The organism is Arcobacter venerupis, assembly GCF_013201665.1.
Taxonomy (GTDB): Bacteria; Campylobacterota; Campylobacteria; order Campylobacterales; family Arcobacteraceae; genus Aliarcobacter; species Aliarcobacter venerupis.
Map to the genome: position 1 here is coordinate 591,001 of NZ_CP053840.1, position 14,869 is coordinate 605,869.

General features: G+C 25.8%; 18 protein-coding genes. 6 read left to right on the forward strand and 12 right to left on the reverse strand.

Features of this window, described 5'->3' with window-relative positions:
- Positions 1–23: 23 nt before the first annotated feature.
- The 10 genes from AVENP_RS02905 to AVENP_RS02950 all read right to left on the reverse strand — a co-directional run bounded on the left by AVENP_RS02905 (position 24) and on the right by AVENP_RS02950 (position 5,785).
- Positions 24–539, reverse strand: coding sequence for an ankyrin repeat domain-containing protein (locus AVENP_RS02905; protein ID WP_128357692.1), 516 nt, complete (start codon positions 537–539; stop codon positions 24–26).
- A 66-nt stretch (positions 540–605) separates the two neighbouring features.
- A complete protein-coding gene (locus AVENP_RS02910) occupies positions 606–863 on the reverse strand; it encodes a hypothetical protein (protein WP_128357691.1) in 258 nt (85 codons plus the stop codon).
- 183 nt (positions 864–1,046) lie between these two features.
- Positions 1,047–3,155 (reverse strand): heavy metal translocating P-type ATPase, encoded by a 2,109-nt coding sequence (locus AVENP_RS02915; protein WP_128357690.1) that lies wholly within the window; start codon positions 3,153–3,155, stop codon positions 1,047–1,049.
- Positions 3,156–3,157: 2 nt separating this feature from the next.
- On the reverse strand, positions 3,158–3,526 hold the full coding sequence (locus tag AVENP_RS02920) for a YtxH domain-containing protein (protein WP_128357689.1): 369 nt from the start codon (positions 3,524–3,526) through the stop codon (positions 3,158–3,160).
- Complete coding sequence (locus tag AVENP_RS02925) at positions 3,519–3,878, reverse strand: magnetosome protein MamC family protein (RefSeq protein ID WP_128357688.1); 360 nt, start codon at positions 3,876–3,878, stop codon at positions 3,519–3,521. The genes AVENP_RS02920 and AVENP_RS02925 overlap by 8 nt, the downstream gene beginning before the upstream one ends.
- A complete protein-coding gene (locus AVENP_RS02930) occupies positions 3,875–4,108 on the reverse strand; it encodes a hypothetical protein (protein ID WP_128357687.1) in 234 nt (77 codons plus the stop codon). The genes AVENP_RS02925 and AVENP_RS02930 overlap by 4 nt, the downstream gene beginning before the upstream one ends.
- 3 nt (positions 4,109–4,111) lie before the next feature.
- Entirely contained in the window at positions 4,112–4,798 is a 687-nt protein-coding gene (locus AVENP_RS02935) for a ferritin-like domain-containing protein (protein WP_128357686.1), read from the reverse strand.
- Positions 4,798–5,112 (reverse strand): hypothetical protein, encoded by a 315-nt coding sequence (locus AVENP_RS02940; RefSeq protein WP_128357685.1) that lies wholly within the window; start codon positions 5,110–5,112, stop codon positions 4,798–4,800. The genes AVENP_RS02935 and AVENP_RS02940 overlap by 1 nt, the downstream gene beginning before the upstream one ends.
- A 77-nt stretch (positions 5,113–5,189) precedes the next feature.
- Positions 5,190–5,642, reverse strand: coding sequence for a Fur family transcriptional regulator (locus AVENP_RS02945; RefSeq protein ID WP_128357684.1), 453 nt, complete (start codon positions 5,640–5,642; stop codon positions 5,190–5,192).
- Positions 5,642–5,785, reverse strand: a complete 144-nt coding sequence (locus AVENP_RS02950; protein ID WP_153802228.1) for a hypothetical protein — start codon at positions 5,783–5,785, stop codon at positions 5,642–5,644. Before AVENP_RS02950 ends, AVENP_RS02945 begins: the two co-directional genes overlap by 1 nt.
- A gap of 127 nt (positions 5,786–5,912) precedes the next feature.
- Between AVENP_RS02950 and AVENP_RS02955 the strand changes: the two genes are divergently transcribed.
- Positions 5,913–6,305, forward strand: coding sequence for a hypothetical protein (locus tag AVENP_RS02955; RefSeq protein WP_128357683.1), 393 nt, complete (start codon positions 5,913–5,915; stop codon positions 6,303–6,305).
- Here the strand turns inward: AVENP_RS02955 and AVENP_RS02960 are convergent.
- On the reverse strand, positions 6,300–8,123 hold the full coding sequence (locus AVENP_RS02960; RefSeq protein ID WP_128357682.1) for a sensor histidine kinase: 1,824 nt from the start codon (positions 8,121–8,123) through the stop codon (positions 6,300–6,302). The two genes, AVENP_RS02955 and AVENP_RS02960, sit on opposite strands and share 6 nt — an antisense overlap.
- Positions 8,124–8,125: 2 nt before the next feature.
- A complete protein-coding gene (locus AVENP_RS02965) occupies positions 8,126–8,839 on the reverse strand; it encodes a response regulator (RefSeq protein ID WP_128357681.1) in 714 nt (237 codons plus the stop codon).
- A 74-nt stretch (positions 8,840–8,913) separates the two neighbouring features.
- Here AVENP_RS02965 and AVENP_RS02970 point away from each other — a divergent pair, with 74 nt between their 5' ends.
- The 5 genes from AVENP_RS02970 to AVENP_RS02990 all read left to right on the forward strand — a co-directional run bounded on the left by AVENP_RS02970 (position 8,914) and on the right by AVENP_RS02990 (position 14,848).
- Positions 8,914–10,890 (forward strand): TonB-dependent receptor domain-containing protein, encoded by a 1,977-nt coding sequence (locus AVENP_RS02970; RefSeq protein ID WP_128357680.1) that lies wholly within the window; start codon positions 8,914–8,916, stop codon positions 10,888–10,890.
- Positions 10,891–11,199: 309 nt separating this feature from the next.
- Positions 11,200–12,744, forward strand: coding sequence for a PepSY-associated TM helix domain-containing protein (locus AVENP_RS02975; RefSeq protein WP_128357679.1), 1,545 nt, complete (start codon positions 11,200–11,202; stop codon positions 12,742–12,744).
- A gap of 1 nt (position 12,745) precedes the next feature.
- A complete protein-coding gene (locus AVENP_RS02980) occupies positions 12,746–13,141 on the forward strand; it encodes a hypothetical protein (protein WP_128357678.1) in 396 nt (131 codons plus the stop codon).
- A 48-nt stretch (positions 13,142–13,189) separates the two neighbouring features.
- Complete coding sequence (gene fumC, locus AVENP_RS02985; protein WP_128357677.1) at positions 13,190–14,587, forward strand: class II fumarate hydratase; 1,398 nt, start codon at positions 13,190–13,192, stop codon at positions 14,585–14,587.
- A gap of 18 nt (positions 14,588–14,605) precedes the next feature.
- Positions 14,606–14,848 (forward strand): hypothetical protein, encoded by a 243-nt coding sequence (locus AVENP_RS02990; protein ID WP_128357676.1) that lies wholly within the window; start codon positions 14,606–14,608, stop codon positions 14,846–14,848.
- Positions 14,849–14,869 lie beyond the last annotated feature (21 nt).

The window sequence follows — 14,869 nt, forward strand, 5'->3', positions numbered from 1 at the left end:
AGAAATCTTTAATAGATTTCTATTTATACATTAAATTCTTTGAATTTCTCAATTAAAAAATCAATTTTTAGATTTTTTGCTAATTTTATAGCACTATTTCCCAAAAAATCTTCATGTTCTATATTTGCCCCATTTTCTATTAAGTATTTAGCACTATTTGGTTTATCATATAAAATGGCATAGATTAATGGTGTTGAGTTTATATCATCACTTTCATTTATATTAATTCCACAATTTTTGAGACATTTAATCACTTTTATATTATCTTGATAAACTGCAAAATTAATAGCAGATAGATTAGGTGATACTTCCGTAGAGATATTTAATTCAAGTAGTTTTTTAATAGTATCTATTCTATTTTTTTGGATAGCCCAATATAATGCATTTCTTCCTCTATAATCTCTTGAATTAATATTTAAGATATTTAGGCTAAACATTTCAATCAACATATCCCATTTTTCACCACTTACAAGAGAAGAAAAAATATTTGCAACTATTTGTGCATTTAAGTTTTTATCAAGAAGATGATTATTTGACATTTTAAATCCTTTATAAAATTGATAATCGTTATCATAATATAAAGAATCTTAAGTAGATATTAAAATTTAGTTTAATTGAACTTTGAGTTCTTCTTGCTCTTGAGTTTCTTGAAGATCTTGAGATTTTTTAATTTTTTTAGGTTTTTTTGATTGATAAAGTGTGTGGTGCCATAGAGCAAATCCACAAAAAGCAACACCTGCAACAACATGAACTTTTTTAGCGACACTATTTTTCATAAACATTGATGTAACAACTGTTGCCCCTAAAGTTGCTGTCATTCCAATTTTTGCAACTTCTTTTTGTACTTCTAAATCAATTTTCATATCTCTCTTTCCTTTTTTTTCTTCTTTCAATAGTCTTTACAGTATTGTTTACAGTTTTAACAGTTAAAACAGCAGTTAAAGCAGTTGCAAGTAATAAAATTGGCATAAAAATCCTTTTGATAATAATTATCATAATTCTATCTATCTAATCTTAAATAAAACTGATAACTATTATCATTGTTTTTAGATTTTTACACCTTTTATAGAATTGAATAATAATCCAATGGTTGTCCCATTATGTAGTACTGCTGTAACTATTGGAGAAAATAGACCAAATGTCGCACCAGCTAGAATACAAGAGTTTATACCAACAGTTGCATTAAAGTTATTATTTATTAAATTCATTGTTTTATTTGCATACTCTTTTGCCTCAACTACAGCCATAATATCATCTTTTAATAAACTAATATCAGCGGTCGCTTTTGCAATATCTGCACCTCTACTCATAGAAATCCCCACATGAGCAGATATTAATGCAGGAGCATCATTTATTCCATCACCGATGAAGGCTACTTTTCTACCTTGTTTCATTAACTCTTTTACAATATTTGCTTTATCTTGAGGTAAAAGTTCAGCTCTTACTTCATCAATTCCTAACTCATTTGCTATCATTTGTGCTTTTTGTTTTGTATCACCTGTTAGCATTATGATATTTTTTACACCAAGTTTTTTTAATCTTGAAATTGCTTCTTTAGAATTTTGTCTTAACTCATCAGCTAAGGTAATTGTTCCTAAAAGTTTTCCATTGTAACCTATGTAAAGTAGAGTTCTTCCATCTCTTAATGAGTTTTCAATTTTATCTTTGTGTTCAGTAAAATCAATTTTCTCATCATCTTCTAAAAAGTGTCTACTTCCAATAATTACAGATTTTCCTTTTACTTCAGTTTTTACACCATGAGCTACAATGAATTCAACTTCTTCATGGTGCATATGTACAAAACCTCTTTGAATAGCTGCTTTCACAACAGCTTCTGCAACTGGATGAAAATAGTGTTCTTCTGTTGATGCTGTTAGATTTAAAAGTTGATCTTCACTCCAATTGTCATCATAAGATTCTACACAAATTACTTCAAGTTCTCCACCTGTTAGCGTTCCTGTTTTATCAAATACAAAAGTGTCCGCATTACTTAAAGCTTCAATAGATTTAGCACCTTTAATCATAATTCCATTATGACCAGCTTTTGAAATAGTTGATTTAAAAGCAACTGGAGTTGCAAGTTTTAAAGCACATGAATAATCAGCTTGTAAAATGGAAGCAACCCTTTCAAAATCTTTTGCAAAAATATATGAAACACCAGCAAGTCCTAAAGTAACAGGAACTAATTTATTTGCAAGTTTATTTGCTTTTAGTTGAACCGATGATTTTTCATTTAAAGAGTTTTCTATATAGTGTTTGATTCTTTGAGTTGCTGTATCAGAACCCACATGTTCAGCCCAAATTCTAAATCTTCCCTCTTCGACAATTGTTCCAGAAATAACTCTATCACCTCTATATTTTACTACAGGTTCAGCTTCTCCTGTCATTGAAACTTGATTTACACTTCCCGTTCCCTCAACTATATGTCCATCAACAGGAATAGTATTTCCAATTCCAACAACAACAATATCACCAACTTTGATTTCAGAACTTTTTACTAAAATTTCTGTGATTTTATCATCAATCTTTTTTTCAATCCATGCTTCTTCAACATTAGGTTTTGAAAGTTCTTTCAATAAATCATCACTTTTATGAACAGTTGTCTCTTCAATATATTCACCAAGTTCAAGCATTGCATTTGTAGAGTTTGCAGCTAAATAATCTTTTCTGTATATTGAAATAGCGACAGCTGCACTTTCTAAAACTTTTGAAGTTAATCCCTCTTTTAATAATTCTTTTGAACCCTCAATCAATAAAGGAACAGATGCAGCTGTTGTAATTCCAGCTTTTAGTGCATTATTAGTAATAAATCTTTCAGCAACTAAAGCGCTACCAGCTCTAATAATTCCTTTTAGAGATGGTTCTTCACTACTTACACAAGATACACAAACAGCGGCAACTTCTTCTTGACACGATTTTAATAACTCTTCAACCGTAAGAGTGTTTAAAATCTCTTCAATTTTAGTTGTAATATCATTTTTTAGTTCAAAAATAATACTAAAAGCTTCTTTATTTATTCTAACACTTTTAATATCATTAATTTTCTTAAAATAGTTTTTTAAAATCTCTTCATCAATATATTTCTCTTTTAATAAAAAAAGTTTATATCGAACTCTAAAAGCAGTTTGATGTACTTTTATAAATTTGTTTTTCATTTTTACTGTTCTTGTTGTGCTTGCATTTGAGCTTTTGCATCTTCATATCGCTCTTTTAGCTCTTCAATTCCTGCACTAAAAAGTTCACTTCCTTTTCCAAAAGCTTTAAATAAACCATCTTGAGCATTTTTATTAGTAAGAAAATAAGTTAATGCAGCACCAAGTAAAGCACCTTTTATAAAATCACCATTATTAAATCCATTTTGTGTAGGTATTACTTGTTGTGGATTTTGTAAAGGATTAACGTTTTGGTTTATATAAGGATTTTGATTTATATTAACACCAGTTTGATTATTTTTAGGTCTACTATTTTCAATATTTATATCATATTGTGTTTTAGTTTGAGGATTAGGAGTATTTTGATTATTCATAATCTTCTTCCACTGGGCAATTTTCATTTGTTAAATATTTTTGATCAAGTTTTTCTTCTATTACTTCAATAGCATAAACTCCCATCATTCCAATACTAGCAGCTGTTAAGGCTTTAAATAATCCACCTTTTTGACCCAAATAATTTGCAGTTGCAATTGCACTTCCTGTTACAATAGCACCTTGTGAAGTCTTTTTAATGGTGTCTTTTATTGCATCTTTTTTTGTAATTTGTCTACTTTGTGCTTTTTTATAATTAATTGCACCACTAATAATTGCACTAGCAACTGCCCCACTAATCACATGTCCTAATACATTTCTTGGAGTTCCTGTATCAATAGTTATCTCTTTCATTCTTCTTCCTTAGCTCTTTGTTTTTTTTTATCTTCAATGCACTCTTTTGTCGCACAAATTGTCTCTTTGATTTCACTTACATTCTCTTTTGTTTTATCTAAAGTTGTATTTGCAAAATCTTTTGATTTTTTTAATAAGTTAGAAGTTTTTTCTTTTAATTTATCTTTATTTTTAAAAGCAATAACAGCACCAGCACCTACAGCTAAACCTAATATAAATGGTAAAGGCATCTTTTACTCCTCTTCTTCTTTAATAGTTTTTTTTGAAAGGTAATTATTTAAAAGTGCAATAGTAGCAGCACCAACAGCCGCACCACTGAGCATATTTAGATTTAATTTTGAAAATATTTTTGACATTGAGCTTTCATCAACATTTCCATTCATAATATCATCTAAAATAACTTGATATTCACCAAGTTTTTCCATAATATTTTCTTGATTAATATTTGTATTATTCCCATTATTATAATGATTTAAAACACAATTTCTAAATGCAGGTAAATGATTATTAAAAGAGGCTGCTTGAAGTTTGAAAAGTGTATCTTTTATATCATTTTCTACAGTAAAACTAAGTAAATTATTGTACATAGCAATATTGTTTATTTCAGCTGCAACGCCCATTTCACAACATTCTATTATTGTATTTGGTATTTCAATTTTTGAAGCCCAATTATTTATAGGAACTTCAACACCATATTTTTCCATCAAATTTATAAGTGCAGTATAATGAATTGCTTCTGCTTCTTTTATATTTACAAAAGGTTGTATTAAACCAAATTTTTCAATTATTTTTGTATAAGTTTCGTAAGCTTTAAATTCATCATAAACAGCAATTCTAAGAATCTGAGAGTTAATAGGAATTTGACTATTAACATCAACTCTTGCAGATATTAATATTGCTTCATCAATATTTTCTTCCATTAAACCACCTCTTTTGCAAGTCTATTTATTAATATAGATAATTCTTCTATATTTTCATTTTTTACTAAATCTTCCCAATGTTTTGGTTTAAAAATAGTTGGTTCATAAATAATTGTAACAGAGGCAATAATTTTATTTATTTTTATATTAATTATTCCATCTATTTTATTAGGTAAGTTTTCAATATCACTTAGGGAAATATTTCCACTTTCATTCTTGATTTTTGGGTTTACTCTAACTCTTAATCTTCCTGGAGTGTGTGCAATAATTGAAAAAAAACTAGCTATTTTTATTATATCTTCTGTACTAATCAAAATAATCCTTTCATTACTAGTATTTTTTCTTAGTTTTTCTTAAGTTCTACTTATTAAAAATTAAAACTCATTATCACTTAGTTTTGGCATTTTTCGCAAGTTCCATATATTGTCATAACATGTTCTTTTAAAATAAAATTATTTTTTTCTGCAATTTTAATTTGATTTAGTTCAATCAAGTTATCTGCAAACTCGATAATCTTACCACATGAAGTACAAATAAGATGATCATGATGTTCAGAAAGATTTAGTTCATATCTTACTATTCCATCTCCAATATCTAATTGATTTACTAATTTCATATCATGGAAAAATTTCATTGCTCTATAAACTGTTGCAATTCCTATTGATACATTGTAATTTGTTTTGATTTTAGTTGAAATTTCTTCTGCTGTTAAATGCTCTTTTGAAAAATATAGAATTTTTAAAATATAATCTTTTTGTATTGAATTTTTTAAACCTATTTTAGAAACATTATTTTTAAAATTTTTTAAAAAATTATTAAATGAGATATCTTGTGTAGTTTCCATTAATTTAAGCCTTTTATGAAAATAAAGATGATTCCTAATGAAAGAGTAAGTGCATATAATTTCCATAAATTATTATGAATTTTAACATTTCTTTTATATAGCGATGAATTTGTAATATCTTTTTGATTTAATAACTCTTTCAAAAGTATCTCCTTTTATTAATCTTGAATATTATCATTAATTATCTTAAAGAATATTGATTGTAATTATCATTTTAAATCTAAATTAAGTATTTTATACATATAATCAAAAAAAATAAAAAGGATTTTTATGTTGAATGTTACACTTTTAACATCAGTTGCAAAAAGTGCTTTAGTTGGCGCAGTTGCCACAAAAATAGTAGATACATTAATCTCTTCTAAAATTAATAATAAAATTGAACAAAATAAATGGCTTAGAAATACTAAATTAGAACTATTTTCAAAATTAACAGAAGATATTTTATCAACTGATTCTACAAATATCGAACTTCAATTAAGAGAAATTAAAAAAACATCTGCAAAGATTGTATTATTAATTAATGATAGAAAGTTAAGTGATAAAATTGAACACTATACAAATACTCTAATAAAATTTAGTGAAAATGAAAGAGTAGAAAAAAGTGCATTAAGTTTAGTAAATAAAGATATGGTCTCTTTTTTAAGTAGAAATATAAAATTATAAATTAAAAGTAATAGATAATTGAGTTCCTTTTGAATTAACAATATTTAGCTTCCCATTTAGTTGAATAGTTGCTATTGAATTAATTAAATTTAATCCAAGAGTATCTGTTTCTTCTATTTGAAAATCTTCTTTTAATCCTATTCCATTATCAATTATTTCTAAAATGCATTGGTTATTTAAGAATTTAAACTTTAATGAAATAAGACCTTTTTTATCAGGAAATGCGTATTTAAAACAATTTGTTAAAGCTTCATTTATTATTAATCCACAAGGCAAGGCATAATCTATATTTAAAAAGATTTCATCTACTTGTAAAAGAATTTGAATTTCATGATTATCCTCAAAAGTTGATTTTATATCTTCAACTAATTGTTCTACATAATTTTTAAAATTTATTGAGTCAATATTTTGCGATTCATATAATTTTGTATGAAGTAAAGCCATTGTATATATTCTATTTTCAATATTAGAAAGAGCATTTCTTGTATTTAGATCTTCTATTTTGAATTTTTGTAGTTTAATTAAATTGATTGTTAATGCAAGATTATTTTTTACTCTATGATGAATCTCTTTTAAAAGTATTTCTTTTGATTTTAATAAATTTGAGAGTTCAACAGTTCTATTTTCTACTTCTGAATCTAAATTTTTTATATTATCTTCAAGCTTATCAAGCATTGAATCAAAAGCTACTCCAAGTATTCCTATATCATCATTTCCTTTTACTTCACTTCTTAAATTTAGTTTTCCTAAACAAATTTGTTTTGCAGTATTTGATAATATATCTATATTTTTTATCCATTTTTTAAGAAGAAAATAACCAAATACTATTGAAATTAATAGGGCTAAAATTGATATTGGTAATATAGTTATTATTGGGCTATTTATATTGTTTTTAAAATCATCTTCAAAGGCACTTAAAATAAAAACAAAACTTTGATTATCTTTTTTATAGATTTTACTAATCCAAGTTAATGTAGTTTTATCATCTATCTTATGTTTAATATTTTTTATGTTTTCAACATCCAAAATATCTTTTATAGTTAATTCTCCACTTTTTGGTAATCTATAATTTGAAATTTTACTCACACAAAAATTTTTATTGTTTTCATTATCTATTGTATCAAGGGATTTATATAATTCTTCTGCTTCTATTTGATTATTTATCCACATCATATAGATTTTACCTTTGTGAATATTTTCAGTTAATGAAAACCCTTCTTGAACGATTTTTTTTACATCTTGTTCAATATTTTTATAATTATTACTAAAATATGAGCTACAAGAGAGTTGTAATTCTTGTTTTTTAATTTTTGTTTTAAAAGTGTAATAAGTTGGATGTGGACAAAAAGTTTTTATAGTATCAATCTTGTTCCAAGTATCATAATTAAATTTTTGAAAATCAAATTTGTTATTTACTCTTTTATTTTTTAAGGATAATATATTTGTATTATTTTCAAATAAATCTATATTACAATTAAATTCTTTACTAAGATTTATTAAATCATTTTTTATATTTTGTTGAACGTAATTTTTATCAAGATTTACATTGGTTTTTATTTTATCAATTAAGTTAACTATTTCTTTAGTTGATTCACTTTTTTCGAATAAACCATATTCTTCAAAATAATCAACTACTAAATCAATTTGGGTTTTTGTAAGAAGTACCATTTTTTCAGTTTGTAAAATAGCATTATTATATTGTTCTTTTTCAATTCGGGGGATTAGCAAAATGAATAAAATTGCTAATAATACTAAAGCCAATGAAAAAAAAGTAAAACCAATTTTTAAGCTAATGGGAATGTTTTTATAATTTGCCAAAATTATTTAACTTTTAATTTATAACCTGATTCAAAAATATTTTCAATAATTTCAAATCCTATTTTTTGTTTTAATCTGTAAATTAGAGTTCTTAATTTACCTAAATCGTATAAATTTTCTCTCCAAATATAACTACTTATTCGTTCAAACGAGACTACTTCTTTTTGATAATCACTTAGTAATTCAATTAGCTTTATTTCATTTCCTGTTAATTTTAAAGGTTCATTATTTTTATAAAGAATAGATTTTCCTTTATGAAATTTAAAATCATTTTCTAAAAATATGAATTCATCATTATTTAAAAAAATCTCTTTATTTTTAAAAAAATAGTTATGTTTATTAAGTGATGTTCGTATTGTTGTATGTAATTCTTTATCTTTGCAAGGCTTAATTAAATATCCGTAAGGTTCGCAAGATAAGGTTTTTTCAATTGTTTTCTCATCTGAATATGAAGTTAGAAAAATAATTGGAATTTTTCTTGTTTGCCATAAAAATTTGGCAATTTCAATGCCACAAGAAGAGTTCTTTAATTTTATGTCAACTAATGCTAAATCTGGAATGCAATTATTTAGATGATTAATTGTTCCACTCATTGAATTCTCAATTCCCGAAACGCTATATCCAAAACTTTTCAAAGTATATTTTAATCCCAATGCCAAAACAGCTTCGTCTTCAATAATTAAAATTGAAATATCTTTTAGATGATTTTTAGACAAAATGTTCCTTTGTGATTTTATTGTGATTAGTATTAGTTATGATACTCAATATCAATTTAAAATAGGATTAAACAATGAAACAAAAAATATTATTAAGTTCATTAACTGCATTAGTTTTAATGACAAATAATTTAAATGCCCAAGAAACAACAGAAATTGAAGATGTTACAGTTTGGGAAACTCAAGTTATAAGTTCATCTTTAAACTTAGGTGAAAATGCAATTGAAACAAAACAAGCAGATCACTTAAGTGATTTATTAAGAGATTTACCAGGAGTTGAAGTTGGGGGAAGCCATTCAATTAATAATAGAATTAACATGAGAGGTTTACAAGATGAAGATTTAAGTATTACTCTTGATGGTGCAAAAATTCAAAATGTAAATATGTTTCACCACATTGGAAATTTACTTATTAATCCAGATATTCTAAAAAAAGCTGATATTCAAGTTGGGACAAACTCTGTTGTAAGTGGGAGTTTAGGTGGTTCTGTTGCTTTTGAAACAAAAGATGGGAAAGATATGCTTGATAAAGGAAAAGATTTTGGAGCAAGGGTCTCTTCAACTTATAATTCAAATAATAGTTTGGGTGGTTCGATAACAGGATATGGAAAAGTATCAAATGATATTGATTTTTTAGTTTATCATAACTATTTAAATAAAAATAATTGGAAAGATGGGGAAGGTAAAAAAAGTTTTGGTTCAGATGGAAATATTCAAAATACTTTAACTAAATTAGGATATAACATAAATGATGCCCAAAGAATTTCTATCTCTTATGATACTTTAACAGATGAAGGAGACTATTTCCCAAGACCTGATATGGGTTCAAATGCAAATGCTGCTTTAACAGGAGCTGGAAAAACTTTTGATACAGAATATACAAGAGAAACTATAACTTTAAAACATGAGTTAAATTTAGGAGATAAATTAGTTCTAGATACAACAGTTTATTCAAATGAAAATGAACTAGAAAGAGATGAAAATTGGGTAGGAGGTGCTAGAAGTCCAAGACCTGATTTTATAGGTACATTAAAAGGTGAAGTAAAAACAGTAGGACTTAATACAAAAGCTCAATCTAATATTGATGTATTAACAACTCTAAATACTTTTACTTATGGACTTACATATGATGAGCAAACAAGTAAAGTTTCTTGGAATGGAGCTAAATATGGAAAAGATGAAGAAGCAAAAGAAACAGCAATTTTTGTTGAAGATGCGATTGATTTTGATAATGGCTTGGTTATAACTCCAGGAGTTAGATATACAAACTATAAATTAGATAGTTCATATGGAGATATAAATGACAATGAATTTACTTATGGTTTAGCAGGAGAGTATGCTTTAAGTGAAACTGTTACATTACAAGCAAGTGGAACAACTCTTTATAAAGGTGTTCCAATGGTAGATGTTTTGGCTTCTGATAGAACTGTTATGACAGAAAGTGGAGATTTAAAAGCAGAAACAGGACTAAATAAAGAAGTTGGATTTACTTACTTAAATGATAATGTTCTAAATGCAGATAAAGTAGGTTTTTCATTTAAATATTTTAGAACAGATATTAAAGATGTTATTCAAGCTTGGGATGGAAATACTCCTATTATTTTTAATAATGGAGATTTAGAACTTAAAGGTTTTGAAGCAAGCTTTAAATTCATAAAAGGAGATGTTTCAACATTATTCGCACTTTCAAAATCTGATACAGAGTTTTCAGCAACACAAAAAGCATCAAATTATGAACAAGGTGACAAAGTTACTATTGGAATTGATTATAAAATCACTCCTTTAGTAGATGTTTCTTGGAACTCAATTTTTGTAAAAGGAAGTGGGGATGGAGTTGATTCACTAGAAAAATCTGGATATGGAGTACATGATGCTTCAATAAAATATATTCCTGAAATAAATAAGAATTTATCAGTTATAGCAGGAATTGATAATATTTTTGATAAAGAATATATAGCTCATACTTCAAGAAATGATTACTCAAGAGGAATATTTTTAGGTGATTATGAACCAGGAAGAAGTTATAAAGTAACATTGGCTTATAAATTCTAAAAGACAAAAAATGAAACAAAGTATTTATTCCTTTTTAAATGAACCCAAAACCAAAATTGGTTGGGTTCATGGACTCATTTCCTGTATAGGCAGTTTTATCAGTAGTTTTCTAATAATGTCTTTGATTTCTTCAATAATTTTTGCAGATTTTGCTTATAAAACTATTCCTCCAATGATAATAACACCTATACTAATTACTTTAATAGCTACTTGGTTACTTTTTAATAAAACATATTTCGAAATCATAAAAAAGATTTTATACCTAATAATTATTTATCTAATAATTGTATTTTTAAAAGGAGTTATTTAATGGAAAAGTTAAATATAAAATTTCTTTTGCGCGCTCATACAATTGTAGGATTATTTTGTATATTTCTTTTTTATATTAGTTCTTACTTTGGCAGTTTGACATTTTTTTTACCTTATATTAGTTATTGGGAACTTCCTTCAAAACATATAGAAAAAACAGTTGATTATGGATTTAATATTGATAATAAATTAGATGAAATAATAAATAAATATAAATTAGATGATAAAAATATTGAAATAATTCCTCCAAGTTTTAAAGACCCTAGAATAAAAATATCAACAAAAGATCAATCTTCAATATATTTAAATCCAAATACAAATGAAGAATTAGATACTTTTTATGAATATACAAATGTAAGTGAGTTTTTCAATGAACTTCATTTTGGAGAAAATATTCCAGTAATTGGACAATTTTTAATGGGATTAGCCTCTATTGGAGTATTATTTCTGATTTTTAGTGCTATTTTACTTTTTTTATTTAATAAAAAGAAAATAAAAGAAGAAAAAAAATCAGATAAAAGATTTTGGATTAAATGGCATAAAAATTTAGGTTTATTGGTAATTCCTTTTTTATTGATATTTGCTTTAACAGGCGCTTTTATTGGAGTTATGTTATTTAGTTCGAAACCTTTTGTTTTAAGTGCAACAGATAATAAAGAAACTAATCTTAGAAAAGTAGTTGCACCAATCATTTTTAAACAAAATGAATTAGTAAAAAAGAGTGAAAATATAATTGAACCTTTAAGCCTTTCTTTATTGCAAGCTTTTGCGAAAACAAATTATGAAAACTTAGTGATTACAAACATAAATATTTACAACTATAAAAAAGATAATTCTCAAACGATGTTTAGTGGATATTTATATGATAATAGAGCAATAACAGGAAATGTGAATAGAGTAAATATAGTGTTAAATAGTATTGATGGAACAGTGTTTTCTAAAACAAATTTAGAAGAAACTCATGGTATAAAAAAAGCTTTATCTATTTTTTATTTTTTACATTTTATGCCTGATGAAACTTTCTTAATTAGAGTTTTATTTTTTATTTTAGGTTTATCTCTTTGTGTTTCTTTGGCATTTGGTTACATGATTTGGGCACAAAAGAAGTTACATAATATTGGAGATTTCAAATGGGTAAATTTTTTAAATAGAATAATTTTAACAATAATTTTTGGCTCAATTACTTGTAGTTCATTTCTATTTTTTATTCATTATTTAATCCTAAATAGTTTTCTTGAAAAAGATTTAATAATGAAAGGTATGTTCTATAGTTTATTTTTTTTATTACTTTTATATAGTTTTTGGGAAAATAAAATTTCAAGAATAATAAAGATAAATTTATACCTAAGTAGTTTTTTCTTTTTCTTTTCAATTTTTATACATGGATTTCAAACAAATATTTTTATTTGGAATAGCTTTATAAAAAATGTAGATGTAGTATTTTATGTAGATTTAGTTTTAATTTCAGTCTCTTTAATTCTATTTGTTATTTCAAAGAAAATAGATTTAAATTTTTTATCTAACTTTGATTATAGAAGGATTTAAAATGTTAAAAAAAATATTTCTAATAAATTTAATTTTTTTAGTTTATTGTTTTTCTCATGAAAAGGAGACTTCAAAATTAAATATATCAATAATTGATGAGAAAAATATCAAAATTGAAATTTTAGAATCTAAAACAAATAAAGAAAAATTTCTAAATCAAATAAAAATCGTCTCAATCAAAGATAATCAAGTTTTAATGGAATTTTTATTATCAAAAGATAATCAAATTATAACTATTCCTCCCGAGAATTTTTATATTATCGCAAAAATTGGTGATAATTTACTTTATAATAGATATTCTAATTATAAAAATTTTTTTATCTTTTTTTGTTCTTTTGTTTTTTTCATATCTTTAGTAATATATTCCCAAAAAGTAAAAAAATTAAATAACAATTAAGATAATATATATAATAATGATAATCTATATCAATAATAGGAAAAAGAAATGAATTTTAGAATAGAAAAAGACACAATGGGTGAAATAAAAGTTCCAAATGACAAATATTGGGGTGCACAAACACAAAGAAGTTTAGAAAATTTCCCGATTGGTGACGAAAAAATGCCAAAAGAAATTATTGAAGGTTTTGCATATTTAAAAAAAGCATGCGCAATTGTAAATAATAAATTAGATAGATTAGATAAAACTAAAACAGATGCTATTTGTGTAACTTGTGATGAAATTATTCAAGGAAAATTATCAGATGAATTCCCTTTAGTTGTTTGGCAAACAGGTTCAGGAACTCAGTCAAATATGAACGTAAATGAAGTAGTAGCAGCAAGAGCAACGCAAAATTTAGGAAAAGATTTTAGAGTTGAAAAGCTTATTCATCCAAATGATGATGTAAATAAGGGACAAAGTTCAAATGATACTTATCCAACTGCTATGAGAATTGCTTTTGTTTTAGATATTCAAAAAAGATTAATTCCTGCAATAAATGTTTTAAAAACAACTTTTGAAAATAAATCAAAAGAGTTTGAAAATATTGTAAAAATTGGAAGAACACATCTTCAAGATGCAACGCCTTTAACTCTTGGACAAGAGATTTCTGCCTATGTTGAAATGTTAGATAAAGCCTTAAATCAAATTGATGATAGTATGAAATATCTTGTAGAATTGGCAATTGGTGGAACTGCTGTTGGAACGGGATTAAATTCTCATCCAAATTTTTCACCAATGGTTAGTGAGGTATTAAATATTTTAACTGGAACAAAATATGAGTTCAAATCTCATCCAAATAAATTTCATGCTCTAACAGCTCACGATGCAGAAGTAGTTTTAAGTGGAGTTTTAACAGCACTTGCTTCAAATCTTATGAAAATCGCAAATGATATAAGATGGCTTTCTTCAGGTCCTAGATGTGGAATTGGTGAGCTAAATATTCCTGAAAATGAACCAGGAAGTTCAATCATGCCTGGAAAAGTAAATCCAACTCAAAGCGAAGCTATGACAATGGTTGCTGTTCAAGTTATGGGAAATAATACAACAGTTAGTGTAGCTGCTAGTCAAGGGAATTTTGAATTAAATGTGTTCAAACCTGTAATTGCATTAAATATTTTGCAGTCAATTAGACTTTTAAGTGATACAATGCTTGCATTTAATGATAATTGCGCAGTTGGAATAGAACCTAATTTAGTAAATATCAATAAATATTTAAATGATTCACTAATGCTTGTAACTGCACTAAATCCATATATAGGATATGAAAAAGCAGCACTTATAGCAAAAACAGCTCATAAAAATGGAACAACACTTAAACAAGAAGCAGTAAATCTTGGGATTTTAACTCAAGAAGAGTTTGATTCTTATGTAAAACCAGAAAATATGATAAAACCCACTTTATAAAACAAGGATTTAGATTATATGAAAGAGCTAGAGAAGTACTTTTTAATTGATGAGTTTGAAGAGGGATGGGGAATGCACGATGTTGATTGTGAAGAACAATTATTTGATTATTGTGTTGAAGTTTTGTTTATCCCTGATGAAAAAATTGAAGAGTTAAATATGCGAGGTGATGAATTGGAAATCGTTTTAAAAGATTTAGAACTAGAAGATATAACAGAAGATTGGTATGTTAATCTTATGAAAAATTCCAAAGAAAACTAAAAATAAAACAGCAGAATTTTC

Coding starts and splice junctions, on each gene's coding strand:
- AVENP_RS02910 (WP_128357691.1), bottom strand. CDS start 863: ATGAAAATTGATTTAGAAGTACAAAAAGAAGTTGCAAAAATTGGAATG.
- AVENP_RS02945 (WP_128357684.1), bottom strand. CDS start 5,642: ATGGAAACTACACAAGATATCTCATTTAATAATTTTTTAAAAAATTTT.
- AVENP_RS02930 (WP_128357687.1), bottom strand. CDS start 4,108: ATGCCTTTACCATTTATATTAGGTTTAGCTGTAGGTGCTGGTGCTGTT.
- fumC (WP_128357677.1), top strand. CDS start 13,190: ATGAATTTTAGAATAGAAAAAGACACAATGGGTGAAATAAAAGTTCCA.
- AVENP_RS02980 (WP_128357678.1), top strand. CDS start 12,746: ATGTTAAAAAAAATATTTCTAATAAATTTAATTTTTTTAGTTTATTGT.
- AVENP_RS02955 (WP_128357683.1), top strand. CDS start 5,913: ATGTTGAATGTTACACTTTTAACATCAGTTGCAAAAAGTGCTTTAGTT.
- AVENP_RS02905 (WP_128357692.1), bottom strand. CDS start 539: ATGTCAAATAATCATCTTCTTGATAAAAACTTAAATGCACAAATAGTT.
- AVENP_RS02975 (WP_128357679.1), top strand. CDS start 11,200: ATGGAAAAGTTAAATATAAAATTTCTTTTGCGCGCTCATACAATTGTA.
- AVENP_RS02990 (WP_128357676.1), top strand. CDS start 14,606: ATGAAAGAGCTAGAGAAGTACTTTTTAATTGATGAGTTTGAAGAGGGA.
- AVENP_RS02915 (WP_128357690.1), bottom strand. CDS start 3,155: ATGAAAAACAAATTTATAAAAGTACATCAAACTGCTTTTAGAGTTCGA.
- AVENP_RS02920 (WP_128357689.1), bottom strand. CDS start 3,526: ATGAATAATCAAAATACTCCTAATCCTCAAACTAAAACACAATATGAT.
- AVENP_RS02970 (WP_128357680.1), top strand. CDS start 8,914: ATGAAACAAAAAATATTATTAAGTTCATTAACTGCATTAGTTTTAATG.
- AVENP_RS02925 (WP_128357688.1), bottom strand. CDS start 3,878: ATGAAAGAGATAACTATTGATACAGGAACTCCAAGAAATGTATTAGGA.
- AVENP_RS02935 (WP_128357686.1), bottom strand. CDS start 4,798: ATGGAAGAAAATATTGATGAAGCAATATTAATATCTGCAAGAGTTGAT.